The sequence below is a fragment of the Rhizobium grahamii CCGE 502 genome (assembly GCF_000298315.2).
Taxonomy (GTDB): domain Bacteria; phylum Pseudomonadota; class Alphaproteobacteria; order Rhizobiales; family Rhizobiaceae; genus Rhizobium; species Rhizobium grahamii.
This window is the reverse complement of sequence record NZ_AEYE02000014.1, coordinates 121534-147821: the sequence shown is the minus strand read 5'-3', so window position 1 is coordinate 147821 and position 26288 is coordinate 121534. Positions and strand designations below refer to the sequence as shown.

24 protein-coding genes and 1 other RNA gene are annotated in these 26288 nt (G+C 59.6%); 13 read left to right on the top strand and 12 right to left on the bottom strand.

All coding sequences use genetic code 11. The features are described from left to right. Window positions 1-33: 33 nt before the first annotated feature. Together RGCCGE502_RS12595 and RGCCGE502_RS12590 are read left to right on the top strand one after the other, a co-directional pair. Window positions 34-372 carry a protein tyrosine phosphatase family protein gene (locus RGCCGE502_RS12595; protein ID WP_016554549.1) on the top strand — a complete coding sequence of 113 codons (339 nt, stop codon included), beginning with the start codon at window positions 34-36 and terminating at the stop codon, window positions 370-372. Window positions 373-445: 73 nt separating this feature from the next. Further along, complete coding sequence (locus RGCCGE502_RS12590) at window positions 446-790, top strand: RidA family protein (RefSeq protein ID WP_016554548.1); 345 nt, start codon at window positions 446-448, stop codon at window positions 788-790. A 39-nt stretch (window positions 791-829) separates the two neighbouring features. Here the strand turns inward: RGCCGE502_RS12590 and RGCCGE502_RS12585 are convergent, their stop codons facing one another. Genes RGCCGE502_RS12585 through RGCCGE502_RS12570 form a run of 4 tightly spaced genes read right to left on the bottom strand, consistent with a single transcriptional unit; the run spans window position 830 to window position 5608 of the window. Beyond that, window positions 830-2488: a thiamine pyrophosphate-binding protein gene (locus RGCCGE502_RS12585; RefSeq protein ID WP_016554547.1), complete on the bottom strand. Its 1659-nt coding sequence runs from the start codon at window positions 2486-2488 to the stop codon at window positions 830-832. Next, window positions 2485-3687, bottom strand: coding sequence for a succinate--glutarate CoA-transferase (caiB, locus tag RGCCGE502_RS12580; RefSeq protein ID WP_016554546.1), 1203 nt, complete (start codon window positions 3685-3687; stop codon window positions 2485-2487). The genes RGCCGE502_RS12585 and caiB overlap by 4 nt, the downstream gene beginning before the upstream one ends. Window positions 3688-3705: 18 nt before the next feature. After that, entirely contained in the window at window positions 3706-4662 is a 957-nt protein-coding gene (locus tag RGCCGE502_RS12575) for a DMT family transporter (protein WP_016554545.1), read from the bottom strand. Window positions 4663-4678: 16 nt separating this feature from the next. Next, entirely contained in the window at window positions 4679-5608 is a 930-nt protein-coding gene (locus tag RGCCGE502_RS12570) for an alpha/beta hydrolase (protein WP_016554544.1), read from the bottom strand. Between the two features lie 157 nt (window positions 5609-5765). On the opposite strand from RGCCGE502_RS12570, the gene RGCCGE502_RS12565 reads away from it, so the two are divergent. From RGCCGE502_RS12565 to metF, 5 genes are all read left to right on the top strand, one after another. After that, entirely contained in the window at window positions 5766-6503 is a 738-nt protein-coding gene (locus tag RGCCGE502_RS12565; RefSeq protein WP_019279916.1) for a ribonuclease T2 family protein, read from the top strand. A 73-nt stretch (window positions 6504-6576) separates the two neighbouring features. After that, window positions 6577-8382 carry a hypothetical protein gene (locus tag RGCCGE502_RS12560; protein ID WP_016554542.1) on the top strand — a complete coding sequence of 602 codons (1806 nt, stop codon included), beginning with the start codon at window positions 6577-6579 and terminating at the stop codon, window positions 8380-8382. 131 nt (window positions 8383-8513) lie between these two features. Next, entirely contained in the window at window positions 8514-10163 is a 1650-nt protein-coding gene (gene ettA, locus RGCCGE502_RS12555) for an energy-dependent translational throttle protein EttA (RefSeq protein WP_016554541.1), read from the top strand. Between the two features lie 165 nt (window positions 10164-10328). Then, window positions 10329-11351, top strand: a complete 1023-nt coding sequence (locus tag RGCCGE502_RS12550; protein ID WP_016554540.1) for an ArsR/SmtB family transcription factor — start codon at window positions 10329-10331, stop codon at window positions 11349-11351. A 4-nt stretch (window positions 11352-11355) separates the two neighbouring features. Then, window positions 11356-12255 (top strand): methylenetetrahydrofolate reductase [NAD(P)H], encoded by a 900-nt coding sequence (gene metF / locus RGCCGE502_RS12545; RefSeq protein WP_016554539.1) that lies wholly within the window; start codon window positions 11356-11358, stop codon window positions 12253-12255. Between the two features lie 493 nt (window positions 12256-12748). On the opposite strand, the gene RGCCGE502_RS12540 is transcribed toward metF, so the two are convergent. The 4 genes from RGCCGE502_RS12540 to RGCCGE502_RS12525 form a co-directional block, all read right to left on the bottom strand. Continuing rightward, window positions 12749-13981: a lytic murein transglycosylase gene (locus tag RGCCGE502_RS12540; protein WP_016554538.1), complete on the bottom strand. Its 1233-nt coding sequence runs from the start codon at window positions 13979-13981 to the stop codon at window positions 12749-12751. A gap of 83 nt (window positions 13982-14064) precedes the next feature. Further along, window positions 14065-14862, bottom strand: coding sequence for a glycoside hydrolase family 25 protein (locus tag RGCCGE502_RS12535; protein WP_016554537.1), 798 nt, complete (start codon window positions 14860-14862; stop codon window positions 14065-14067). A gap of 130 nt (window positions 14863-14992) precedes the next feature. Next, window positions 14993-15610, bottom strand: a complete 618-nt coding sequence (locus tag RGCCGE502_RS12530; RefSeq protein WP_051158678.1) for a class I SAM-dependent methyltransferase — start codon at window positions 15608-15610, stop codon at window positions 14993-14995. Between the two features lie 50 nt (window positions 15611-15660). Then, window positions 15661-16905: a BtaA family protein gene (locus tag RGCCGE502_RS12525; protein ID WP_016554535.1), complete on the bottom strand. Its 1245-nt coding sequence runs from the start codon at window positions 16903-16905 to the stop codon at window positions 15661-15663. A gap of 169 nt (window positions 16906-17074) precedes the next feature. On the opposite strand from RGCCGE502_RS12525, the gene RGCCGE502_RS12520 reads away from it, so the two are divergent. Then, entirely contained in the window at window positions 17075-18460 is a 1386-nt protein-coding gene (locus RGCCGE502_RS12520) for a serine hydrolase domain-containing protein (RefSeq protein ID WP_016554534.1), read from the top strand. Here the strand turns inward: RGCCGE502_RS12520 and RGCCGE502_RS12515 are convergent. The 3 genes from RGCCGE502_RS12515 to RGCCGE502_RS12505 form a co-directional block, all read right to left on the bottom strand. Then, window positions 18454-19389 carry a lytic transglycosylase domain-containing protein gene (locus tag RGCCGE502_RS12515; protein WP_016554533.1) on the bottom strand — a complete coding sequence of 312 codons (936 nt, stop codon included), beginning with the start codon at window positions 19387-19389 and terminating at the stop codon, window positions 18454-18456. The two genes, RGCCGE502_RS12520 and RGCCGE502_RS12515, sit on opposite strands and share 7 nt — an antisense overlap. A gap of 113 nt (window positions 19390-19502) precedes the next feature. Next, window positions 19503-20138, bottom strand: a complete 636-nt coding sequence (locus RGCCGE502_RS12510; protein ID WP_016554532.1) for a LysE family translocator — start codon at window positions 20136-20138, stop codon at window positions 19503-19505. Between the two features lie 58 nt (window positions 20139-20196). Then, window positions 20197-21408 carry a pyrophosphate--fructose-6-phosphate 1-phosphotransferase gene (locus RGCCGE502_RS12505; RefSeq protein WP_016554531.1) on the bottom strand — a complete coding sequence of 404 codons (1212 nt, stop codon included), beginning with the start codon at window positions 21406-21408 and terminating at the stop codon, window positions 20197-20199. Window positions 21409-21820: 412 nt separating this feature from the next. On the opposite strand from RGCCGE502_RS12505, the gene RGCCGE502_RS12500 reads away from it, so the two are divergent. The 5 genes from RGCCGE502_RS12500 (at window position 21821) to rnpB (ending at window position 25844) form a co-directional block, all read left to right on the top strand. After that, a complete protein-coding gene (locus RGCCGE502_RS12500) occupies window positions 21821-22528 on the top strand; it encodes a J domain-containing protein (RefSeq protein ID WP_016554530.1) in 708 nt (235 codons plus the stop codon). Then, a complete protein-coding gene (locus RGCCGE502_RS12495; RefSeq protein ID WP_016554529.1) occupies window positions 22525-23289 on the top strand; it encodes an N-acetylmuramoyl-L-alanine amidase in 765 nt (254 codons plus the stop codon). The genes RGCCGE502_RS12500 and RGCCGE502_RS12495 overlap by 4 nt, the downstream gene beginning before the upstream one ends. 261 nt (window positions 23290-23550) lie before the next feature. Further along, a complete protein-coding gene (locus RGCCGE502_RS12490; RefSeq protein WP_016554528.1) occupies window positions 23551-24066 on the top strand; it encodes a lytic transglycosylase domain-containing protein in 516 nt (171 codons plus the stop codon). A gap of 101 nt (window positions 24067-24167) precedes the next feature. Beyond that, window positions 24168-25355: an FAD-dependent oxidoreductase gene (locus RGCCGE502_RS12485; protein ID WP_016554527.1), complete on the top strand. Its 1188-nt coding sequence runs from the start codon at window positions 24168-24170 to the stop codon at window positions 25353-25355. A 93-nt stretch (window positions 25356-25448) separates the two neighbouring features. Then, window positions 25449-25844: RNase P RNA component class A (gene rnpB / locus RGCCGE502_RS34480), an RNA gene on the top strand. Between the two features lie 42 nt (window positions 25845-25886). Here rnpB and RGCCGE502_RS12480 read toward each other — a convergent pair. After that, window positions 25887-26081 carry a hypothetical protein gene (locus RGCCGE502_RS12480; protein ID WP_016554526.1) on the bottom strand — a complete coding sequence of 65 codons (195 nt, stop codon included), beginning with the start codon at window positions 26079-26081 and terminating at the stop codon, window positions 25887-25889. Window positions 26082-26288: the final 207 nt, after the last annotated feature.

Genomic DNA, 26288 nt, shown 5'->3' with positions numbered 1-26288 from the left:
GTCATTCACCCCACGATTTCAGGAGGATTAGCGATGGACATTCGCCAGATCGACGACGAATATTCCGTTTCCGGGCAGATTTCGGTCGAGGATCTCGATCAGATCAAGGCCTTGGGTTTCAAATCGATCGTCTGCCATCGTCCGGACGATGAAAGCTCCGACCAGACGCCGTATGCGCTGGTAGCCGCGCGCGCCAAGGAACTCGGTCTCGATATCGCGCATGTGCCGGTCGGCCCGATGGGCGTCAATGAGGAGGCTGTCACCGGTATGGTCGATGCCCTGGATGAGTTTCCGCGTCCGATGCTCGGCTACTGCCGTTCCGGCGCGCGTTCGACCGCGATCTATCAGAAGACGCACCACATCCGCGCATAAGAACGATCACTGATCCAGGTTCGACGCCGCTTCAACCCAGCGGCGTCTTTCATTTCATCAATAGGAGACAATCATGAGCATCAAGCGCATCGACGTCGGCGCCCGCATGAGCGGCGCAGTCATCCACGGCAACACCGTCTACCTCGCTGGCCAGGTGGGCGAAGGCGAAAGCGTCACGGAACAGTGCAAGTCGGCGCTCGCCGAAGTCGATCGTCTGCTTGCTGCAGCCGGCTCGAACAAGTCGAAGATCCTGCAGACGCTGATCTATCTTTCCGACATGTCCTACTTCGCAGAAATGAACGCTGCCTGGGAAGCCTGGGTCGATCCGGCGAACACGCCGGCTCGCGCAACCAGCGAAGCCAAGCTTGCCGCGCCGAAGTACAAGGTTGAGTTCACGGTTACAGCCGCTCTCGACTAAGTCGACAGCACCGCGATTTGTATGGCCGGTGAGTTTCGCTCACCGGCTTTTTGTTTGGGCGATTTCGGAGAGCGTGCGCGTCGGCGTAATGGCTTCCGGGTCGAGCTTTACCTCGATGATCGAGGGTTTGCCGCTCGCCCTTGCACGCTCGAAGGCGGCTGCGAAGCTTTCCGTCGTCTCGACCGTCTCCCCATGGCCACCGTAAGCGCGTGCAAGCGCGGCAAAGTCCGGGTTGGTCAGATCGGTGCCGCTGACGCGGCCCGGATACTCGCGCTCCTGATGCATGCGGATGGTGCCGTAGATGCCGTTGTTGATGACAATGGCGATGATCGGCAGGTTATAGCGCACGGCGGTCGCAAATTCCTGGCCGTGCATCAGGAAGCAGCCGTCTCCGGCGAAACAGATGACCTCGCGTTCGGGAAAGAGCTGCTTGGCGGCGACTGCGGCGGGCAGGCCGTAACCCATGGAGCCGGACGCCGGCGCCGCCTGGGTGTTGAACTGGCGGAATCGATGGAAGCGGTGCAGCCAGGTGGCATAGTTACCGGCGCCGTTGGTGAAGATTGTGTCGGGGCGGGTGTTTGCCTCGATCCACTCCATGACCGGTCCCATATGGACCGGGCCGGGACCGGTTTGCGGTGGCGTCGACCATGCCATGTAGGTCTGATGCATCCGTTCGGTTCGTTCCGCCCATCTGAGTTCGCTGGGCGCCTCAAGATCAGCAAGATCCGCAACGAAGTCGCTCGGGCTCGCGCTGATTGCGAGGTCGGGTCGGTAGACACGGCCAAGCTCTGACGGATCCGGATGAATGTGGACGAGTGATTGCTGCGGGTAGGGGATGTCGATCAGTGTATAGCCGGAGGAGGGCATTTCCGACATCCGTCCGCCGAGCAGAATCAGCAGATCGCTCTCCTTGATCTCCTTAGCCAGCGCTGGGTTGATGCCGATGCCGACATCCCCGGCGTAGTTTGGATGCAGATGGTCGAACAACATCTGTCGACGGAACGAGCAGCCGACAGGGAGGGCGAAGCGTTCCGAGAAGGCCTTCAGGTCGGCAACCGCATCCGCATCCCAACGCGTGCCGCCGACGATGACCATCGGTCGCTCGGCCTTCAGTAGCCGCAAGTAAAAGTCGTCAATCTGGCGGCGGCCGGGATGAGCTTCGACGCGCGAGTAGCGCTTGGCGCGGGGCGCCTCTACCTCGTCTCGGAGCATGTCTTCGGGCAGTGACAGGACGACGGGGCCGGGACGGCCGGATGTTGCAATTGCAAAGGCACGGGTGACGAATTCCGGGATGCGTGCCGCGTCGTCGATCTCGCCTACCCATTTGCTGAACTCCGTCAGCGCACGGCGGAACTCGACCTCCTGAAAGGCCTCGCGTTCCCTTGCATCGCGTTGGACTTGGCCGATGAACAGGATCATCGGAATAGAATCCTGCCTGGCGATATGCAGCCCTGCGGTGGCATTCGTAGCGCCTGGGCCGCGGGTTACCATGCAGATACCGGGCTCGCCGGTGAGCCTGCCCCATGCGTCTGCCATCATGGCCGCGCCGCCTTCCTGACGGCAGACCATCACGTCTATGTCGCTATCGTAGAGCGCGTCGAGCACGGCAAGGAAACTCTCGCCGGGCACGCAGGAGAGGCGTTTCACCCCATTCGCTTTCAGGGCCTCGACGATCAGTTCTCCGCCAGTCTTTTTCATGATGGTCTTTTCCCCTCCAGTTCGGCGAGTTCCGCCAGAACCTCCTCCTGATGTTCTCCCAGCCGCGGGCTCGGCCGCTCATAACGCAACGGCGTCTGCGACAGCACCACCGGCGTCCTCACGCCCGGAATGACGGTACCCTTTGCGTCGGCGAGATCTACCCGCATTCCTCGCGCCTGGATTTGCGGATCCTCAAACATTTCCTCGATGGTGTTGATCGCACCGGCCGGAACGGCATTGGCCTCACAGGCTTTTAAAAGGTCGGCTTTCTGCCATTTCAGCGTTTCGGTGGAAACGAGCCTGCGGACCTCGTCACGGTTCGCGACACGCGCCTTGTTCGCCGAAAAACGTGGATCGTCAGCAGTACTCTCGAGACCGAGGATCGCACATAGGCGGCGGAACTGGCCGTCGTTGCCGACCGCGAGGATCAGATAGCCATCGGCGGTTGGGACGACTTCATAGGGCGAGATATTCGGATGTGCGTTTCCAAGCCGTGTCGGGGCGCGACCGGAAACCAGATAGTTCATGTTCTGGTTGGCCAGTACGGCTGACTGGACATCGAGCAGCGCCATATCGACCAATTGCCCTTCGCCGGTCCTCTGAGCGTGAATCAGCGCTGCCTCTATGGCTGCGACCGCATAAATGCCGGTAAAGATGTCGGCGATCGCAACGCCCGCCTTCATCGGCTGTCCGTCGGGCTCACCGGTGACCGACATGAAACCCGACATGCCCTGAACGATATAGTCATAACCTGCCAGGCTGGCATAGGGACCGTTCTGGCCGAAACCGGTGATCGAGCAATAAACAAGCTTCGGGTTGATCTTCTTCAGGCTCTCGTAATCGAGGCCGTATTTCACGAGCCCGCCGAGCTTGAAGTTCTCGATGACCACATCGGCCGTGGCAATGAGGCGGCGAACCAGCGCCTGGTCTTCCTCGCGCTTCAGATCGGCAGTGATCGAGCGCTTGCCGCGGTTGGCAGAGTGATAGTAGGCAGCGGAGAGGTTTTCGCCGTCGGCACCCTCGACAAAGGGCGGGCCCCAGTGCCGGGTGTCATCGCCCCCATCCGGGTTTTCGACCTTGATCACATCGGCGCCGAGATCGGCCAGCATCTGGCCGGCCCATGGGCCGGCAAGCACGCGTGCGAGCTCGATGACGCGGATGCCGGACAGCGGCGGCTTTTGGGGCTGATTGTCCGTCATGTTCCTCCCACGAGCAGATCAGGGCGCCAGGGCCGATTGAGGTGTATCGGATACGGGCTTCGATGCAAAGCGCCGCTCGCGCCATATGATGTACAGGCCCGAGGCGATGATGATGAAGATGCCGAGCCACTTGAGCGCATCCGGGAAGTCGCCGAAGACGAGCCAGGCAAAGATGGTTGCCGACACGATCTCGAAATACTGAAGGGGCGCCAATGTCGAGGCGGGCGCGGCGCGGTAGGCATAGACACCGAAGATGCCGGCAATGGCCGCCGTGACGCCGACGCCGACCAGGTAGAGGTAGCCACGGCCATCCGGCATCACTGAGTCAAAGACGTCGGAACCCGTGCCGTTGCCGAGCGCGAGCAGGATGGCGCAGAACAGCAAACCCCAGATGCCCATCTGAAGCTGCATCGCCCACGGGTCTTCCCGGTGCGACAGCACGCGCGTCATCAAGGCGAAGATGGCGATGCAGAAGGCGCTGACAACAGGCAGAAGGGCGACGTAGCCGACTTCCTGGAAGCTTGGCTGGATAATCAGCATCGCGCCGAAGAAGCCGACGCCGCAAGCCGTGTAGCGGCGCCAACCGATTGTTTCCTTGAGGAAGATGCTGCTCAGGATCGTCAATATGATCGGCTCGACGAAGAAGATCGCGATGGCGTCGGCGACCGGCATGTACTTCAGCGTCGTGACAAAGGAGACCATGGAGATCGTTATGATGGCGCCGCGCATGGCATGAAAGATGTTGGCGCGCCACGAGAAGCCCTTCCAGCTTCCGCGCCAGACAACGATCGGCAGCATGCAGAGGGCCTGGACAACAAACCGCGCAGCCGTGATTTCCGCCGCGGGAATCGTGGCGATCGCGAGCTTGGAGAAGATGTCGATGATCGGAGACACGAGCACCGACAGGAACATCAGCAGAATGCCGGTCGAAACCTCTGAAGCAGAAACGGGACGGGAAGAAATACCATGGCTCATCGCGAAATCCTTCGGTTCAGGATCTCGCGATCGCTTCGTCGCACCAGTCGGCGAATGCGGCGATGGCCGCGTCCGCTCCAATTTCATTCAGCGTTTCGTGGCGCATGTCCTGATATATCTGTGTCGTGATACGGGAGAAGCCATGCGCTTTCAAATGGTTTGAAAGCCAGATCACCGCTTTTCCGCCGTCCGTCGCCGGATCCTGCCCGCCACCAACAAGATGGATCGGTGTCTGCTTCGGCAGACGATCCAGATGCGGCGTTTGCGGGGCGCGAAACGTCAGTTCGAAGATATCGAGCCAGAGGGAAACGGAGGCATCGAAGCCGCACAGCGGGTCGGCGATGTACTTGTCGACCTCGACAGGGTCGCGGCTTAACCAGTCGAACTCCGTTCGACGATTGGCAATGGACTTTCCCCAAGTGCCGAAGGTGAGCTTCGGCAAAATACCGCTTGGCACATCGGAGCCTTTCAAGGCCCGTTCGGCCAACAGGATCGCTTGTGCTGCCCGCCCTGCGACGCCTGGGTTGAAGTTGGAGTTCCAGACGGCGACGGCGTCATATTTCTCGGGATGGGTCACAGCAGCATTCAGCGCGATGAGACCGCCCATCGAATGCCCGAAAACGATGACTGGCAGGCCGGGATACTGTGCCGCAGCGCGGTCGCGTACGGCAGAGACGTCATCGATCACCTGCCTGACACCATCGCGGCGGGCAAAGCGTCCGATCGGAGCATCCGCAGCAGTCGTCTCGCCATGTCCACGGTGATCGAAGGCAAAGACATGATAACCACGCGTCGCCATCGCCGCCGCAAAACCGGCGTAGCGCTTGGAATGCTCGGCCAACCCATGGGAGACAACGATAATACCGCGTGCCTCGGATTGCGCCGCTTCATAATGAAAGCCAAGCGAGGCGTTCGCCGTTTCAAGGCGTTGCGTATCTGCAAACATTAAATCCTCCCGTCGGCGCGAGAAGATCAGATCGTCCGTGAAATGCAACACATCCCAATATTTATGCGACGGGATTTTAGCACCCTAGGGATTGAGGGTTGTGAAAACAGACTCACCATGATTTCTTGTTCATGAATTGTTCCTGGGAGGGATGAAGATGAGCAATCCATTTCTGCGCACGGCTTTGTTCCTGATTGCGGTCACGGCTGCTGGCACTGCTGGAGCCCAGGATGCGGGTGGAAGGACGCGCTTCATTTTGGCAGCCAGCTGGCAACCGGCCTTCTGTGAAACCAACCAGCGGAAGCCGGAATGCAGCAGTCAGACCAAGGACAGATTTGATGCGACCAATTTCTCGCTGCACGGGCTTTGGCCGATGCGCAAGGACTATTGTGACGTCTCGGGCACGCTGCGGACCGCGGACAAGGAAGGCGACTGGAAGAAACTGCCTGAGGTAGAGCTTTCGGCGGAGACCAAAGTCGCGCTTGAGAAGGCGATGCCCGGAACGCAATCCGGGCTGGAGCGCCATGAGTGGATCAAACACGGTACTTGCACAAAGATGAGTGCCAACGACTATTTTGCGACGTCGGTTCGCCTCATCGATGAGCTGAATGCCTCGCCAGTCCGCGATCTTTTCGCGGCCAACGTCGGCAAGTCGCTGACAGCGGAGGCGATCAAGGCTGCGTTCGACAAGAGCTTCGGTCCGGGCGCCGGCGATCGGGTCAAGATGAGTTGTCGGCGCGCCGGCGGAGGAAACCGCGTCATTGACGAGCTCACGATCGGCCTGTCGGAGGATGCCACCTCGAATGACGGAGCGAGCCTGCGCGACCTCATTCAAGGGGCCGGGCGAACCTCGTTCGGCTGCGATCAGGGTGTCGTGGACGCTGCTGGTTTTTAGTCTTTTTGCTAATAGCCGAATATTAATCGGATTGGACTAATGTCTGGCCGCTGTTTGCTGGGGCGAGTGCGGAATGGATGCAGTTCTATCGCGAGCCGACTTGAAGGTCTTGCCTGACAGCAGGTCATTTCTGCGCACCTTTCTCACAGTCTACATCACTGGGCTTGCCATTGTTCTGTTCGATCTCGCCGACGGGGTGCTGTTCGTCGGTGATAGCGATGACCAGATGCGTGAGTTGCAGATCCGGTATCTGATGTCGCCGGATGGTCGGTGGTTCGATCTTACGCTGCCATTCATTTCAATGCCCGAAACTTACGTTTCGCCCTGGTCGAGATTGATCGATCTACCTTACGCGGCGATAGCGACGTTGCTGCGGCCGTTCATGCCCATCGATCAGGCTCTCTCCTTCGCTTTCCGCATCTGGCCGCCGTTGATGCTCGCCCTTTTCTGCCTGCCGGTTGCCTCCACCGTGAAACGGTTGATGGCGGATCAGCCGACGTCGCGCTTGTCGTCGTTACTGATGTTGATGCTGATGACAATTCTCATGGCGGTTGCCGTGTTCGAATTCTCGCCGGGCCGCATTGACCACCACGATGGCCAACTGGTCGCGATGATGCTTATGGTGTCCGGTCTTGTTCGCTGGGATCGGTTCGGCGGCGCGCTCGTGGGGGGCGCTGCCGCGCTCTCCGTCGTCATCGGACTGGAATGCCTGCCGCTGGTCGTTGTTGCCTACGCCGGGCTGGTCCTCTGCTACATTGCCGGCGTCAGGGATGCCCGCGCGATGATTATTGCCAGCGGCGCCGGAATGAGTATCGTCGTCGTTGCTGCCTCGCTTGCCTTCATTGGCCCGGACGGCATCGTTTCGACGCAATGCGATGCCTTTTCCGCACCCTATCTGTTTTTGTTGATCGGAATGTCCGCCACCCTGTCCTGCGTGGTTTGGGTGGTGCCGGATCGCTCATCGATCTTCGCAAAAACCCTGTGGCTGGGCCTGCCAAGTGCATTCGTCCTTGGCTTGGCTGCGTGGTGTTTTCCACGCTGTCTCGGCGGCCCCTACCAGATGATCGATCCGGTATCGCGCGCGTTTTGGTTCTCTCGCATTTGGCAGGAGAACAGCTTCCTCTACCTTTACGAGAGTGCGCAATACTCCACCGTTGCGCTGCTGGCGCTTTCCACTTGCGGTGCCCTTCTGGCTGCACCTTACGTCGCCGCGGAGATACGACGGCAAAAGTTCGGCGTGGGGGTTGCATTCGCCGTTGGTCTCGCCTCCCTGCTTCTGACGTTTGACGTCTTGCGGAACATCCGCTTTCCGATTGCGCTCATACCGCCGTTTCTGCCGGCGGCGATTGCCTATTATCTAAATGCCCGATCGCCAACGCGAGGAGTGCGAGTGGCTGTCGGATTTGCCCTTGCCTCCGTCCTTGCGCCAGCGGTTCTTTGCCTTGTCATCCGACCGCCGACGCACGTATTCGATGCGGTCGATTACATGTCGGCCAGCGACTGCGACGGTGAGGATTTCGGTGTTCTGAATTCGGTCGCCGCGGGACGAATTGCGCTTCCTCAGGGCATCGCGTTGCCCGTGTTATTCGCACGTCCTGCAGGATTTTCCGTCGGCGCAGTGCCATTCCACCGCGCGTCGCCCGGTATGAGACGCATGTTCGAGGCCTTCACCTCATCTGACGCGGCGGTCCGCCGCGCGGCGTTGGAGCCCTTCGACTATGTGGCTGTATGCCGATTTCCGCTGGCGGCCGATCTACAGCAGGCTCCGCTCTATGCGGCCTTGGCGGCTGGGAAAAGTTGGCCGGGTCTCGAGAGGGTTCCCTATGCGAAGCCGAGCGATTTCCAACTCTTTCGCATAGATCACGCGAAGCTTTGGTAGTGACGCCGTCTCTCTGCAAAATACCCCCAAGGCCACAAAAGCCTCTGGTTTTTAGCCTTCGCGCGTTGCTCCTTGAGCCCAATTCGCCTACATAGCGGCAAACTTAAATCCCGCCCCGGAGCGAACAATCAATGGCACGTCAGTTCATCTATCATATGGCCGGCCTCAACAAGGCGTACGGCAACAAGAAGGTGCTGGAGAACATCCACCTTTCTTTCTATCCGGATGCCAAGATTGGTATCCTCGGACCAAACGGTGCCGGTAAGTCGACCGTTCTGCGCATCATGGCCGGTCTCGACAAGGAATACACCGGCGAGGCCTGGCTTGCTGAAGGCGCGACACTCGGCTACCTGGCGCAGGAGCCGCAGCTCGATGCGTCCAAGACCGTGCTCGAAAACGTCATGGAAGGCGTTGCGCCGAAGAAGGCGATCCTCGATCGCTATAACGAGCTGATGATGAATTATTCCGACGAGACGGCGGAAGAGGGCGCCAAGCTCCAGGACGTCATTGACAGCCAGAACCTCTGGGACCTCGAAAGCCAGGTCGAAATGGCCATGGACGCACTGCGCTGCCCGCCAGGCGACTCTTCGGTCGAGAAGCTCTCCGGCGGCGAAAAGCGCCGTGTAGCGCTCTGCCGCCTGTTGCTGGCGCAGCCCGACCTGCTGCTGCTCGACGAACCAACCAACCACCTCGACGCCGAGACGATTGCCTGGCTTGAAAAGCATTTGCGCCAGTACCCCGGCTCGGTCCTGATGATCACTCACGATCGCTACTTCCTCGACAACGTCACGGGCTGGATCCTCGAACTCGACCGTGGTCGTGGTATCCCGTACGAGGGCAATTACTCCGCCTATCTTCAATCGAAGGCCAAGCGCATGCAGCAGGAGGGCCGCGAAGAAGCCTCCCGCCAGAAGGCGATCAGCCGCGAGCAGGAATGGATGGCCGCCAGCCCGAAGGCCCGCCAGGCAAAGTCCAAGGCGCGTATCCGTGCCTATGACGAGTTGGTCGCGGCGGCAGAGGCCCGTCGTCCCGGCGATGCGCAGATTGTCATCCCGGTCGGCGAGCGTCTTGGCCAGGTGGTCATCGAAGCCGAGAACCTCACCAAGGGCTATGGCGATACGATGCTCATCGAAAACCTCACCTTCAAGCTGCCGCCCGGCGGCATTGTCGGTGTCATCGGTCCGAACGGCGCCGGCAAAACGACGTTGTTCCGCATGATCACCGGCCAGGAAAAGCCCGATAGCGGCGATATCCGGATCGGCGAGACTGTCGATCTCGGCTATGTCGACCAGAGCCGCGATGCGCTCGACGGCAACAAGACCGTCTGGGAGGAAATCTCCGGCGGCAACGACATCATCAAGCTCGGCAAGCACGAAGTGAATTCGCGCGCCTATTGCGGCGCTTTCAACTTCAAGGGCGGCGACCAGCAGCAGAAGGTCGGCACGCTTTCCGGCGGTCAGCGCAACCGTGTCCACCTTGCCAAGATGTTGAAGGCCGGTGGCAACGTCATCCTGCTCGACGAACCGACCAACGACCTCGATACGGAAACGCTCGCAGCCCTCGAGGACGCGCTCGAAAGCTTTGCCGGCTGCGCTGTCATCATCAGCCACGATCGCATGTTCCTCGACCGGCTGGCGACGCATATCCTCGCCTTTGAAGGCGACAGCCATGTCGAATGGTTCGAGGGCAACTTCGAGGACTACGAGAAGGACAAGATGCGCCGTCTCGGCGTCGACTCGATCAATCCGCACCGGGTGACCTATAAGCGCCTAACCCGCTGATCGCAAAAGCGACTCCAGCTATAGGAAAGCCCCGGTTCGCCGGGGCTTTTTTGCGCGCACCTATGTCGTGATCCGAGCAGCTAATTTCGTGAATGGATGGAATTCCAGCTTGCCACACTTGTTCAAATCACATAAAGATATCTTTATATGTTGATTGGATCGGGTATGGGTGAGCCTATCAGACTTGGATTGGATGCTTTGGTGGACGTCCTCAGGGCGGCCGGCGAGCCGACGCGTCTGCGTCTTCTGGCTCTGCTGGCGGCTGGAGACCTGACAGTGACCGATCTTACCGAAATCCTTGGCCAGTCCCAACCGCGTATTTCTCGTCACCTCAAGCTGCTGGGCGAAGCGGATCTGATCGACCGCTACCAGGAGGGCGCCTGGGCGTATTTCCGGCTTCGGCAGGATGGCAAGGCAGCCGCTTTCGTGCGCAGCCTGCTGGCGCATGCCTCCGAGAACGACCCCGTCGTCCTTCGGGACAGCGAACGACTGGCGACGGTCAAGCGTCAGCGGGCCGAGCGCGCACAGGCCTATTTCAGCCGCAACGCGGCGGAATGGGACGAGCTTCGCCGCCTGCACGCCGCCGATGAAGAGGTCGATGCCGCCGTCATACGGTTGCTCGGCAGCCAGCCGATCGACTCGCTTCTCGATCTGGGCACCGGGACAGGGCGCATCCTCGAGCTTCTGTCTGGCCTCTATCGCCGGGCAATCGGCGTCGACGCCAGCCGTGACATGCTGAGCGTGGCGCGCGCCAATCTCGACAAGTCAGGGATCACCAAGGCATCCGTCCGTCACGCCGATATCCTGAACCTGCCGTTCGAGGCGCAGGATTTCGACGTCGTGACGATCCATCAGGTACTGCATTTCTTCGATCAGCCGGAGATCGCGATCGGCGAGGCAGCGCGCATGCTGCGACCGGGCGGAAGGCTGCTTATCATCGATCTTGCCCCGCACGGGCTGGAATACCTTCGCGACGAGCACGCGCATGTTCGCCTCGGCTTCTCGCATCAGTCGATGTCCGACTGGTTGCGCAAGGCCGGGCTGGATGTCGAGCAGGTCGTCGATCTTCACCCGGGTCATCAAAGCGGGCAGGGGCTCACCGTCACTGTCTGGCTTGCGCGCGACCCTCGGCGCCTCATGGCCTCGGCTGTGAGTGAAGGCGTCGTACCCATACTTGCCGGGAGATAATGACATGGCTTTGAACAGCGACGCGCGCCGCAAGATCGGCATTTCCTTCGAGTTCTTTCCGCCGAAGTCGGAAGAGATGGAAGGACAGCTGTGGAACGCGGTCAACGAGCTGCAGGACTGGAACCCGGACTTTGTATCGGTGACCTATGGCGCTGGTGGGACTACAAAGGCACCAACGTTGGCGACCGTGTCGCGCTTCCTCGCTGAAACCCCACTTGCTACGGCGTCGCATCTCACCTGCGTCGGCGCGACGAAGGACGAAACGCACAGCGTGATCGACAGCTTCCGCAAGGTTGGCGTCAAGCACTTCGTGGCGCTTCGAGGCGATGCCCCTGGCGGCGTCGGCGCACCCTACCAGCCGCATCCCGGCGGCTATGCGAATGCAGCAGCGCTGGTTGCCGGACTGCGTGAAATCGGCGACTTCGAGATTTCGGTCTCGGCCTACCCCGAAAAGCATCCGGAGAGCCGTGATACCGCCGCCGACATCGATATGCTGAAACAAAAGGCGGACAACGGCGCGACCCGCGCGCTGACGCAGTTCTTCTTCGACAACGACAATTTCGAGCGCTATCTGGAGAAGGTGCGGGCTGCCGGCGTCAATATTCCTATTGTGCCGGGTATCATGCCAATCCAGAACCTGACGCAGCTGAAGCGGTTTGCCGGCGCTTGCGGCACCGTGATACCGGCGTTTCTGGATGAGCGCTTTGCGGGCTTCGACGACAAGCCGGAAGAGAGAGCAAAGGTTGCCGCCGAGGTTGCGGCCGAACAGATCGAAGACCTCGCTCGTCGCGGGCTCACCGATTTCCATCTGTATACGATGAATCGCTCGCCTCTCGTGTCGGCAGTACTGACCAATCTCGGCTTTACCCGGGAAGGGGCCAGAAAGGCCGGCGCTGCCGCGTAGGCTGGCCGAGATTAGAGGACAAAAAGAAAAGCGCATCTCCGTGGGATGCGCTTTTCCGATTCATTGAACTGTTTCGCTACTCAGGAGTCTCGGCACTGTTCAATCGGCACGACGTTTAGATGAAAAGCATTGTCAATACGAATGCAAACGCCGCGCTGACCAAAAGGACATTCAAGGATTGTGTAAGTCCCATGTCTGTCTCCTTGCGTTAACGCCGCGATAATATGTCGCGAATGTGTCGCTTGGAAAGCAGATTTTATACTGCGCTGCGGCGAAAATGTCACATCGACAATGCTGGCCTGCGGGCAACGTGATGAAATCACTGACAAAATTGCGACGGAAAAATATTCACAGATTTTAACCTCGCGTTAAAGTCGGCGATCCCGCGTTCACACATGCGGCAAGATGAAGGCTTCAGGCGAAGTCTCTGAAACCATGGAACAAATGAAAAAGCCGGGTCTGAGACCCGGCTTTAAGCATGCTGAATCAGTAATCAGAGGGAATTCAGAAGTGTCGGCGTTGCCCAGCCGTCGGCCGGCATGCCGAGGCGCTGCTGCTCCTTCTGGATGGCTACGCGCGTGCCCGAACCCAGGATGCCGTCGACCTTGCCGACGTCGTGGCCGAGGGTTCCGAGCTTGGTTTGCAGTTCCTTCATCTGGTCGCTGGAAAGACCCTGCTCCGGCGTGCCCTTGAGGTAGGTCTCCGCACCAGCAAGACGGGTCGCGAAGTAGGCTGCCGACGTCGTGTAGATGAACGACTTGTTCCATTCGAGATAGATCTGGAAATTCGGGTAGGCGATGAAGGTCGGTCCGAGGCGGCCCTGCGGGAGGATCAAGTCGGCGTGCAGGTTACCGAAGTTGGTGTTGCCATCCCGCGGCTTGACGCCGAGGGCAAACCATTCGCCGGCCGTCAGGGGGCCGCCGATGCCCGACTTCTCCCAGGGCAGGGCTTCGGGAAGGGTCACTTCCTGGATCCACGGCTGGCCCTTCTGGAAGCCGAGATGCTGAATGAACTTTGCTGCCGTCAGAATGGCGTCCGGGCTGCTCTGCTTGAGGCGTACGTGACCATCACCGTCACCGTCCATGCCGTAGGCAACGATATCGCGGGGCAACATCTGCACCTGACCGATCTCGCCGGCCCAGGCGCCGGTATTGGTCGCCGGGTCGAGGTCACCATGCTGGACCATTTCAATAAGGGCGATCAGCTGCGGGCGGAACAGCTCCGGCCGCCGGCAATCGTGAGCGAGGGTGACGAGGGCGTTGCGGGTGTTGAAGTCCCCCTGCACGGCGCCGAAATCAGTTTCCATGGCCCAGAAGGCGGTGATGACCCCGGCGGGCACCCCAAACTCTTGCTCGGCGCGGGCGAAGACATCAGCATATTGCTTCATCTTCTGGCGGCCGATATCGAGGCGAGCCTGGCTGACGGTGCGCTGCGAGAACTCCAGGAAGGTCTGCTTGAACACGCCTTGAGCGCGGTCGCGGCTCAAGACCTTCTGGTCGATCTGCGCGCCTTCCAGCGCCTTGTCTGCCGCCTCGGCCGATGCACCGGCGGCAATTGCGTCGGCCTTCACGCCGGCGAGAAAGTCCGTGAGGTCGCCGTCACATGCCGGGGCTGCTGCCTGTGAAGCCAGTGCACTCGATGCCGGCGTCTCAGCGGCAGCGCCTGTGGCGAGACCAGCGGCAAAAAGGAGTGCAAGTGCCGTGCGGCTTGCGGGCGAGCGGTACATAGTTTCGATCCTCGTCATCAAATGGAATTTCAGTCGATTTCCCAAATGATTGTGACGGAAGCAAGAAAGACCGACGGACGTTGCTAAGAATTTGTGTCCTTCGATACCGTCGCCACCCAGTTGTGCCAGTTCTGCGTCGATCCGGCGAAAACATTGATGTCCGTCGGTCCCTTAATGCCGGGGATGACGCCCGTCGACGTGTACTGCCAGAAGGCCCAACGGCGGTCGGCATAGGTAACCTCGGGATGCTTCGCGGTGGAGCGTACCCAGAAGTGATAATCCTGGAAATAGCCAACGAGATTGTCGCGGTGGAAGTCGACCGATGTATAGATGATAGGCCGCTTGCCGTAGTAGGCCTCGAGGCGATCCATAAATCGCTGAAGCTGGGCGCGGACCGTCGCCGGATCCGGGCGAAGGCGGCATGTCTTCGATTCTGCATTCCATTCGGCGTCGAGGACCGGCGGCAAGCGCATCGATTCCTTTGGCACGTTACGGATGAACCAGTCAGCCTGTTCGTCGGGCGTCGAGCAGAAATAGTAGAAATGATAGGGCGCGTGAGGAATGCCGACGGCGCGGGCGCGTTGCCAGTACTCGTTGAAACGCGGATCGATGCGATCCTTGCCTTCGGTCGCCTTGATGAATGCAAAGGCAACACCAGAGCCCTTGACCGTCTGCCAGTCGATATTGCCCTGCCACTTGGAAACGTCGATGCCGTGGATCGGCTGCTGCTCCGGATGCTTTGCTCCGAAGTCCTGCGGATCGGTGTCCTTGAAACGCGTTTTCGGCTTTACAGACGCTGTTTCGAGATAGTCGTAGCCCGACGACGTGCATCCGGCGAGCATGATAGCCAACGGCAAAACGCAAAACAGAAGCCGGCGCATAGGTGTTCCGTCGCGAAACGAATGGATTTTTTGCCCCACAGCTCGACCTTCGTGAAAGACGTGTCCAGCGAGGAATGTCCCCTCTATTTCCCATATCAACGTAAAAATTCGGTTAGTTTCAAGCGAAATGTCAAGCTTTGGTCACAATGACAGCCCGCCAGGCATACCCGCCGCCCATGGTTTCGAATATTAGTCGTGCTTGATTTTCAGAGGCTTGAGACTCGAGAACCTGTCGCAAATCGGCGCGCGGCGAGACATGAAATTTTCGCAGCCATGCCCTGAGAAAGCGCGCAAACCAGGCGGGCAGACGCTCCTGCTGACCAAAATCGACGATGTGCAACTCGCCGCCAGGGGCAAGAGCGGCGATGGCTGAGTCGACGGCGCACTCCCAATCAGGAATCATCGACAGTGCGTAGGAGATCAGGATCCGATCGAAGCCGCTGACGCCGAATTCGCGAGGCGTGAATGCCGTCGCGTCGGCGACGCGGAAGTCCGGGATCGTGGCCTTGTTTTCGAATGTCTTGCGCGCGGAGATCAGCATCTCCTGTGAGATGTCGAGGCCGTAGAGCCGGGCCTGCGGATAATGTTTATGGGCCAGCGCCATGTTGCGACCGGTGCCGCAACCGACTTCCAGCAAGGTGCCGCCCACCGGCACATTCAGATCGCGGATCGCCTGATCACGGCCAAGCAGGTAGTATTTGCGCGTCAGATCATAGATGTGGCGCTGGTAGCGGTACATGCCATCCATCAAGGCGGCATGGCCGTCGTCTTTGGCCACCGGGCTCGTGTCGACCCCGCTCACGCCGTCTTCCTGTAAATATGGAAGCCGCCGTAGATTGCCGAGCGATCGAGCGCCGTCAGCTCGAGGGAACGTTCCTCCATGTAGGTCCACTGATCACGGATGGCCGGCGACAGACGCCCTTCGATGATGCTCTTTTCCGCGGCGGTGCGGAAAATCACCCGAGCACCTTCACGGGCCGTGCGGCTGATTTCCGCCCAGAGATCATTGAGCTGCTCGTCTGTCATCCAATCCTGCGCATCGAGGAGGATGTAGCGATCGCGCGAGGCAGCCGGCTCTCCTGAAAGGAGCTCGGTGAAGCTTGCGTGATGGACGTTGACGCGATCGACATTCGCGCGGATCACCTCGTAGTTTGCTGGCTCGAGATAGGTCGGAAGCGGGCCTTCGCCTTCGGGGGCGTAGCGGCGACCGAAGGCCTGCCAGGCAAAATAGTTCTCCTGCATCGGGAAGTGGCATGCCAGCTTCTCAAGACGATGACGTAGAACCGGCGCGATCGACTGATCGGCCGCGAGGCTCGCCAGTTCGTCGTACTGCTGTGGCGGGATGCCGAGGCCGAATAGCGAGCTTTTGCGTCCGGTAATCCAGCGCACGACCGGTTTGTCGAACAGCGGTGCGATCCTCTCATCGAAGAACTGGCGCTGCTCGCGTAGCGAACACGCCTTTGTCATCTCCGTCAGGTCGACGCCGTGCAGGCGGGCAAGAAGATGAGCCGCGCCGATAAACCGTCCAAGCAGACCGGTTTCGTAGATGTTGCGGTCGAAAACAGTGACGCGCCGGCGACCGAACTTGCGACTATTCCAGTAGTTCCGGGTCGCATCGTCGAGATTTGCTGCGAGGAACTGGTCGAACGCATGGCTGTTCGACGTTTCACGCGGCTTTGCGAGAAAGCGAACGAGGTCCGAGTGACCGGGAAGGTGACGGAATGCGGCAAGCTTCAGCCGATTGAGGGCGATATGATGCGGATTAAGGTCCACCACATCGATCGACGCTGGACGCTTGCAGAGATAGGCGAGCATGTTGCAGCCGCCGGAGCCGATTGTCACGACGCGATGATGGGGCTGAAGCTCCATCGCCAGCATATCGAGATCGGGATCCTCCCAGATTTGCGGATAGACCAAGCCGGAGAACAAAAGGCCAAAGAGCCGTTCAGAAAAGCCTGCCTTTGAGAAGGCGTTGTGGCGGAGTAGGGCTGCCTTGAGTTTCCGGTTCTTGCGGAAGCCGGCATCCGGTGCAAATTCCGTCATATGAGTCTTTCACCCTTTTAGCGTTCAGGGCGTTTAGCGCGTCGTGACTACAGTTTGATGACGCGGGCTGTGGGCAGAACGGCGGACGACAGGAAATGCAGGCCAGCCGCACCCGGGTCTTTCGCTGCACGGGCTTTCCTGCTTCTCTTGCACGCAGGGAGGACCGTACATGCGATTTGTGCTGCGTGTCGTAAAATCACTTGCTCTTCTGCTGGTCGTGATTGTCGCCATGGGCGGGGCCTGGCTCTATGTCAACCCGCCGGAATTGCTGCGCGTGGGGGATGGCTATGCGGCCAAGATCGTTTGCTCGAACGTCTTTCTCGCGGGAAGGGATCCTGAACAGGTGCTCTATGAAGACGTGCAGGCGCCGGGAAACCCGCTGCTGCGTCTGGTGCGTGTGGCTGTCGACCGGCAGGAAAAGCGGGTTACTGCCCGCATCCTTGGGCTTTTCGCACCCGGTTATGCAATCTATCGCGGCGCGCTCGGCTGTAGCAGCGTGCCGGACGGCGACTTCGTAGCGGCAGCGCGCGCGGTGCCTGACGGGCCGGAAGCTCAAAGCTCGCCAAATGAGGCGATATGGCCGGAGGGTAACGCCGTCGCTGATGTCCATGATAGCGGTGTCGATGCGCTGCTTGCGGACAAAGATTTGCTCGGCCCTGCCATGCGCGCAGTCGTCGTCGTTCACAATGGCCGCATCATCGCCGAGCGCTATGGCGACGGCTTCAGTCCAACGACGCCGCTGACAGGCTGGTCCATGACAAAGACCGTCAATGCTGCGATTGTCGGGCGGCTGATGCTCGACAACAGAATAACATTTGATGACATAGCGCTCCTGCCGCAGTGGCAGGGTGGTGACCACTCGACAATCAAGCTCAGCGACCTCATGGGCATGCAGAGCGGCCTAGCCTTTAACGAGAGCTATGGCACGGTCGCTGACGTCACTCGGATGCTTTATCTCGATGCGGATATGACGGCACTGCCAGCGAGCCTCCCATTGGAGGCCAGTCCTGGCGAGCGCTTCAACTACTCCAGCGGCACATCGGTTCTGATCTCGAAGATATGGATGGATCGCATCGGCAACATGCAGACAGCGCTTGCCTACCCCAAGATGGCCCTGTTCGATCCGATCGGCATGTCGAGCGCGGTTCTGGAGGTCGACGCACGCGGCACATTCGCGGGCAGTTCCTATCTCTACGCCACCGCTCGGGACTGGGCCCGTTTCGGGCAGTTCCTTCTTCAGGATGGCGTCTGGAATGGGGAGCGGCTGCTGCCGGAACGCTTCATGACGGCGATGAGGACGCCGACGGCATCCTCAGGCGGCAAGTATACGAAGGCGCAAGCCTGGTTAGCTGCGCCAGGCGGCGATAGCAGCACCACTGCTGGCCTTCCTGAAGATACATTCTGGATGGAAGGGCACGACGGGCAAAGTGTGGCGATTGTGCCGTCGGCAAAACTCGTCGTCGTCAGGCTTGGATTGACCCCAAGCTGGCTTCGCTACAAGCCGCAGATGCTCGTGAAAGAGATTTTGGCTGCGCTGCCGGGCAGCGATCAGTAGTTGCCCTGGGCGACGTCGTTCATGCCTTTGCGCTTGGCGTCATAGTAGTAGCCACGGGCGTAAAGGCGGATGGCATCGTCTTCACTGCTGTCGGACACAAGCCAGGCGCCGCGAAGATACTTGGCGGCGTACTTGATGTTGGTCTCGGCGTCGAACAGGCCGGCCGGTTCGCCTTCGTAGCCCATCGATTTGGCGGTGTTGTACTTGATCTGCATCAGGCCGAAGTAGCCGCGCTTGTTATAGGCCTTCGCATTGTATCGACTTTCGCGGTGGACGACGCGGTGAAGCAGCGAGGCTGGCACCTCGTACATCTTCGAATACTTGTCGATGATCTTGGTGATCGCGCTCTTTTCCACGGTCGGTGCGCCGTCGTCGTCGCTGTCACTGAACATCGGCGGAGCAGCCGGCGGGTCGGAGGGGCCTGAAGTGTCGAAGCCGTAGTCCATCATCGGGTGCGGCGTGGTGTCAATCGCGGAAAGCGCAGCAATGGCGCCGCTGCCGGTCTGCGGCGTTGCCGCAAAGGCGAGCTGCGTCGACGGCGACGGGGTGCCTGGGCGCGGGGTGGGTATGACAGACTGAATCGCCGTCATCTCGGGAGTAAGCGGAATCTGCGCATAGCCCGTCGCGGCGGTGGGCTCGATCTGACCGTTCGGTTGCGAAGGCGCCGCGGTCGGCATGGCTGGGGCTGCGAGAGCAGCCGCTGTCGGGTCCGTGGCAGCGACCATCACCGTTTCAGTGCTGCCTTCGCCCGCAGGCACGGCGGCAAGTGTGGCATCTTCGCCCGGCTTCGGTGTCGGTACAACTGTCTGGAGAGCGGTCAATTCTGCCTGCGACGTGTATTCGACGCTCGTGCATCCAGCAACAACGCCGCAGAGCATCGTCGAAACGACGAGACTGCGTTTCAGGCCGGAAAAACCGATCGCTACCATACTCTCACTTTCGTGAACGCGCCGCCCCGGCAGCGTTAGAAGTTACCAAAAACCTTAAGCCCGAATTCCGCCATTAACGTATTCGTTGCTTTGCTGCAACCCGCCGAAAATATTTACGCGGCGATGCGGCGATAGCCGGCCGTTACGGCGCCCGCGGCAATGAGCAAAGTGCCGCCGGTACGGTTGACAGCGCGTTGAACGCTCGCCTTACGGATGAGCCCGCGCGCCGCGTTTGCTGCCAACGCATAAGTAGAGGCATTAATGGTGGCGAGCACCAGGAAGGTGGCTTCCATGATGAGCATCTGGCCGAAGAACGGCTGAGACGGATTCAAGAACTGCGGAACGAATGCGACAAAGAAGACGATGCTCTTCGGGTTGAGAGCCGTGACGACATAGGCGTGGAGGAAAACCTTGAGGGATTTCTTTTCGGGCAGGTTGTCATTGTCTGCCATCGGTTCGGAAATCACCGGCGCCCGCCAGAGCTTGATCCCGAGCCAGATCAGGTAGGCGCCGCCGATCCACTTCAGCACCGTGAACAGGGTTGCGGAGGCCGCGAGCACGGCCCCCAATCCGAACAATGATGCCGTCATCGCCGTGAAGTCGCCGAGGGCAACGCCGGTTACCGTCGCAAGTGCCGTCTTGCGTCCGTGTCCGAGCGCATAGGAAACGACGAGGAGAATCGTCGGGCCGGGGATGGCCAGCATGATTGCTGACGCAGCGGCAAAAGCGAACCAGGCTTCGAGCGACATGGAATCTCCTCCTATTCCCTAGGACAAAAGCAAAGACACCATATCAACACTCAGTCAATCATGCTGCCCGGTATTTCTGGCCAATCGTGTCCATGACATCGCCGAACCACTTGGTGGAGGTGTCGAAGGCCTTGCCGCCCTTGATGCGCGGGAACTCGATCGTCCTCAGCTTGCCGTTTTGCGCTTCATCATGGCCGGTCACGCCGGACACCTTGTTGAGGGCGCTTTCGACAGCGAGATCGGTCATGCTCTGGATGAGACGAAGGTCGTCACCGTTGGCGGGCGCCGAGCGCGCAAAATAGCCGGACTTCTGGACGAGCGAGCGCTCGGCATTGATGAGGCCCGCGAACTGCTTCTGAAACCAGCCGCCGACATTGATCGTGTCGATCTTGACGTGTCCGAAAGCGTCGCGCTTGACGGTCTCGCCGGCGGCTTCGCGTTCCGCGACGATGGCATCGAGGCAGGCGCCTTCCGAGACAAACACGGTCGCATGGCCGGTGCGATCGATGATTTCCTTCAGGCGAGCCGCTTCCGCATCGAGGTCGAATGCCATTTCCGGCAAATAGACCGCATCGATGCCTTTCATCTTGGCGTTCGTCATGAAACCGCCAACGTACTCGTAGTTCTTCGTCCGCTGCAAATAGGCACGCGCGGTCGCGGCCGTCAGCCAGCCGCAGTGGCGCCCCATGACTTCATGGATGATCAAGGTGCGTGGTGCTGCCGTCTGCTCGTTGCTGACGTTGTCGAAGAAATGCGCTCCGACTTCGGCCGCCGTCCACGCGCCGAGTGACTGCCGGATAGGAACCACGTCGTTGTCCACCGTCTTCGGGAGGCCGACGACCGTCAGATTGTAGCCGTTTGCAGCCAGATATGCCGCGAGATCGGCGGCGGTCGTGTTTGTGTCGTCGCCACCGATCGTGTGAAGGATGGTGACGCCATCGTTGGCGAGGCGCTCGGCGGCAACGCGCAGCGGATTTTCGCCTTCCTTGACCAGGCCGCGCTTCACGCAATCGGCTGCGTTGGTCAGCTTGACGCGGCTATTGCCGATCGGCGAACCGCCGTAGCGATGCAGAAGCGGCGCCTTCTGGCGCATGTCTGCGTTGATCTTGATGCTGTCGCCGAGAAGTACGCCCTGATAGCCGGAGCGATAGGCGACGAGCTCGATGTCGGGCGCGACATCGCTATAGCGTTCGATCAGCCCGCCAACCGCGGACGACAGACAGGGCGCCAGGCCTCCAGCCGTGAGCATTGCGACTTTCTGTTTGGCCATGATCCCTCCATCGTGTCTCTTATCACTGCACCTGCGTGCTGCTTACCTAACGCATGGATGCGACAGGGAAAGGGGCATGTAAAGTGTAGTTATTGTGAAAATCCTGCACCAAAACGGCGAAGATAGGCGGAACCACGATATAATCGTTTCAAGCTTCGAATAGCCGTTGAGATCGATTGTGGAAATCCCGAGCGCGCGGAGGCTGCCGGTGTGACGGGCGCCGTGCCGCCGTAACCGCAGCCTATCCTTTGGTGTCATATGAGGCAATGCGAATGCGGCGTATGCTTCAGCATCGGGGCGACAATTACCGAAATGTGAAAGCTGTATTCGCTCCTACGACCAATCGCCGCCTTGCAAACGCAGGCTTTATTTGGTCAAGGTGTCTAACCTATTTGCGCTGCGAGAGACTTTTATGTCCTTCTGGGAAAAACTGCTGAATGCCATTGGCAATACCGCGGGCAACGTCCTTTCGGCGGTGGTCGAGGCTATCCGGACAGTTTTCGAGGGAGACCCCGAGACGCGCCGCAAGGTGGCCTTCTCGGTCGCCATCATCGCTCTGTCGGCAAAAATGGCCAAGGCCGATGGAATTGTGAGCGAGCGGGAGGTGGACGCCTTTCGCGAGATCTTCGAGTTTCCGCCGGAGCAGGCAAAGAATGTCGCACGCCTCTACAATCTGGCGCGTCAAGACGTCGCCGGTTATGAAGCCTATGCGGAGCGCCTGTCATCCTTGTGCGTGACGTGCGCGGCCAATTGCCCGGTGCTAGAAGAGGTGCTGGACGGTCTCTTCCATATCGCCAAAGCGGATGGGGTCATCCATGAGAAGGAATTGGCGTTCCTGCGGCATGTGAGCGAGATCTTCCATATGAATGAAGATCATTTCGAACGAATTGCAGCGCGGCATGTTTCCATGGGCCGCGATCCCTACAAGGTGCTCGGCGTTTCGCCCTCCGACGACTTCACGACGATCCGTCGCCGCTATCATGGGCTTGTCAGCGAACATCATCCTGATCGGCTGATTTCGCGAGGCGTGCCGGCCGAGTTCCATGCGATTGCCAATGAGCGCATGGCTGCGCTGAATGCAGCCTACGAGGCAATCGAGAAGGAACGCCGCGCAGCATGACCTCGTTCGAGGCCGACTACCGGAAAGCGACCGTTCGCCCATCGCCAAATCACGGCGAACGTGCTGATGGGCGCAGGCCAGACATGATCCTTCTTCACTATACAGGCATGCCGACGCCTGACAGAGCCTTGGAGTGGCTCTGTCAGGACGAAAGTCAGGTCTCGAGCCACTACTTCGTCGGTGAAGATGGCGAGGTTCTGCAGCTCGTCCCCGAGAACCGCCGTGCCTGGCACGCCGGCAAAAGTTACTGGCGGGGGGAGACCGATATCAACTCTTTGTCGATCGGAATCGAGATCGCCAATGCGGGTCATCCCGGAGGGCTCCCCGAGTATCCTCAAGAACAAATTCAAGCGGTCATCGAATTGTGTCGCGATTGCGGCCAACGTTGGTCCATTGCCCCCGAAAGGGTGCTCGGGCACTCCGATGTAGCACCGATTCGGAAGGTTGACCCAGGAGAAAAATTTCCTTGGTCAGAGCTCCACAAGGCCGGTGTGGGGCACTGGGTTGAGCCAGCTGCGATCTCCGGTGGAAGATTTTTCCAACGCGGCGACAGCGGCCAGCCGGTCGAGGCCCTACAGTCGATGCTCTCGCTTTATGGCTATGCGACTGAGATCACAGGCCAATTCTCCGACAAGATGGCTGGCGATATCGAGGCCTTCCAGCGCCATTTTCGGCCCGCTCGAATCGACGGGATCGCGGATTTTTCGACGATCGACACGCTGCACCGTTTGCTGGCGTCGCTGCCGCGTTACTCCGCATAAGTAGTACTTTTAGAGGGGCGTGGATTCTCAGGATTTTGAGAGTCTGCTGCGTCGCCACATCATTTCCCTATTATCTCCTCATTGCGGTGGTCTAACGCCAATCGTCGAACGGCGCCGCTTGTGTTGTTTGGGGTTTCTAGCGGCCGTCAATTGAAACAAAAAGAATTGCTGCAGAATATATAATATATATCTGCTGCATACGACCGGATTGTTATTTCAACTGCGATCCGGAAATTCTTTGGGTCGGAGTAATTAGACTAAATGAAGAAGATTATTTCTGCTGCAGTGTGCGCCAGCGCACTGTTGATGGGTATCAACTGCGCCTTCGCGGGCGAATGGGGCGCAAGATCTCAGACAATCCCCTTGAAGACCGTTGACCGCACCAGCGGTTATGCAATGCCGGATTTCACAGCCAACAAATATTCCGCGATCATCGTCAAGTATGCCAACCAGTACAACGTCCCCGTTGAGCTCGCTCGTGCGGTCGTGCGCGTCGAGAGCAATTTCAATCCGAATGCACGCGGCAGCGCGGGCGAAATCGGCCTCATGCAGATCAAGCCGGCGACGGCACGCATGATGGGCTACTCGGGCCCTGCGAAGGGCTTGTTCGACCCTGAGACGAACATCAAGTTCGGCATGAAGTATCTGGCTGCAGCACATCAGCTAGGCGGTGGCGAAACTTGCGGTACGATCCTGAAGTACAATGCCGGCCATGGCGCAACCCGCATGAACCCGGTTTCGAAGGCTTACTGCGGCAAGGTCCTGGCGATGCTTTGATCGCATGAAAGTGCTTGTTCGAGAATCGCTTCGAGCTGGCACTTAACAATATGATTCAACGTGGCGCCTGTGTTATCCGACCTCGGAAAATGAGGTGACATATGGCAGTTGATTTCAAGGTGATCATCGTCGGACGCGGAATGATGGGCGCGGCTGCTGCCCGCCATCTTTCCGGTATGATCGAGGGCGTTGCGCTTATCGGCCCCAGCGAGCCGGCCGAGCGCAAGAACCATCACGGCGTGTTTGCCAGCCACTACGACGAGGCTCGCATTACGCGGTCCTTCGACGACAATAAGGTCTGGGCGACCCTCGCGGCACGTTCGCTCGATCGCTACGGGGAGATGGAAGCGAAAAGCGGTATCTCCTTTTTCTCGGAAGCGGGTTGTCTGTTTACCGGACCGCCCGCGCGGCCGGGCGAGGGGTTTCTCGGGCGGGCGCTGCAGGTCAGCGAAACCCTCGGTCTTGACGTTGAAGCGCTTACGCCGGCAGCGTTGCGTGAGCGCTTTCCTCAGTTCTCCTTCGATCCGTCCCACAACGGCTATTTCGAAGAGCGGCGGGCGGGGCACATCAATCCGCGCGCTTTGGTTCGGGCGCAAACCATGCTTGCCGAGCAGGCAGGCGCAACGGTCGTAGGTGCAACTGTTACCTCGGTTCGCGACCGAGGCCCATCTGTCGAAGTTGAGGCTGGTGGCAAGAGCTATACTGCGGAGCGCGTGCTGGTTGCCGCTGGCGGTTTCAGTAATTTCAACGATCTCCTGCCAGCTCCGATCGACATCAGAATTGCCGCCCGCACCGTTGCCTTCTTTGAGCTTGGCGAAGGGGAGATGGCGACTTTCTCCGGCATGCCTTCGACGATTGTCTTCGGCGATCGCGATGAGGACCACGTCTATATCCTGCCACCGGTGCGATACCCCGATGGTCGGACCTACCTGAAGCTCGGCGGCGATCTGGAGGCGCGGTCATTCGAGACGCTCGGGGATATCGGAACGTGGTTTCGCTCGGACGGCGATCTACTTGAGCGCGACAGTCTGGTCTCAACGGCGCTGCGGCTGATGCCGGCCTTGGCTGGCTGCCCAACGACCTCCGCGCCGTGTGTGTCAACCTTCACGACGACCGCGTATCCTTATGTCGGCTATACGGATTCACCGCGGATCGCTGTCCTGGCTGGTGGCAATTTCGTTGCCGCGAAATCGTCCGACGAACTCGGCCGGCTAGGGGCCGTCGTCATGACGCAGGGCTGGCTCGGGGCAGAGGACTTCGGCCGGGAACTGACACCGGTTTTCCGCTAGGCATAGAGTCTTGTCACTGGACAGAGCTTTGTCGGCGCGAAGCCGGCAATATTTCGGTGGCATTCGCTCCGTGTCTCCGCTAAGGGAGCCTTGCCAGTTGGCCGGGCAGCCGCGCTTTACCAATGCCGAAAGGCGGTAGGGTGAGGAAAGTCCGGGCTCCAAGGAAACACGGTGCCGGATAACGTCCGGCGAGGGCGACCTCAGGGAAAGTGCCACAGAAAGCAAACCGCCTGCCTCGGCAGGTAAGGGTGAAAGGGTGGGGTAAGAGCCCACCGCATTTCCGGTAACGGCGATGGCAAGGTAAACCCCACCGGGAGCAAGACCGAATAGGGATGACGTGGGAGGCGAAAGCCTTCCGGCCGGTTTCCAGGTCAGTCATCCGGGTGGGTTGCGTGAGGCAGCGTGCGAACGCTGTCCCAGAGGAATGGCTGCCACGTTCCGGCTTCGGCCGGGGCCATACAGAACCCGGCTTACAGGCCAGCTGGCGAACTACCCCTTGCGGAAGCATGTCTTTGTGATTGCCGTCGATTGCTAGTGGGCGGTCGGCGCCTTCGCCAGACATTCCTCGCAGGTCGTGCTGCTGCGGGCGAGAATGGACCAGCGCTTGAAAATCTTGCCGCAGGAATCGCATTGGATGTCAGTCGTCATTCCCGACTGCGACAGCGGAATACGTTTTTCCGGCTCAAAGCGTCCGTAAAGAAGTCCCTTTAATGTGAAGTTTGTCATAGTGTTACTCCACGGTTGCTTATTTAGCTTCAATTAATATGCGGCAGCGGTGAGCTAATTCAATTCTCCGGCCGTTCATTATTTTGCACGTGGCAGCAGCCGAATGGCTCGGCCTATTACTTCAAAGGAGATAGAGGCTGCATACCTCTTCGTGCGAGCGTTCGAGACGGGTGCTGCCACTCTTGAAGAGGATGCATTAAGCCTCTG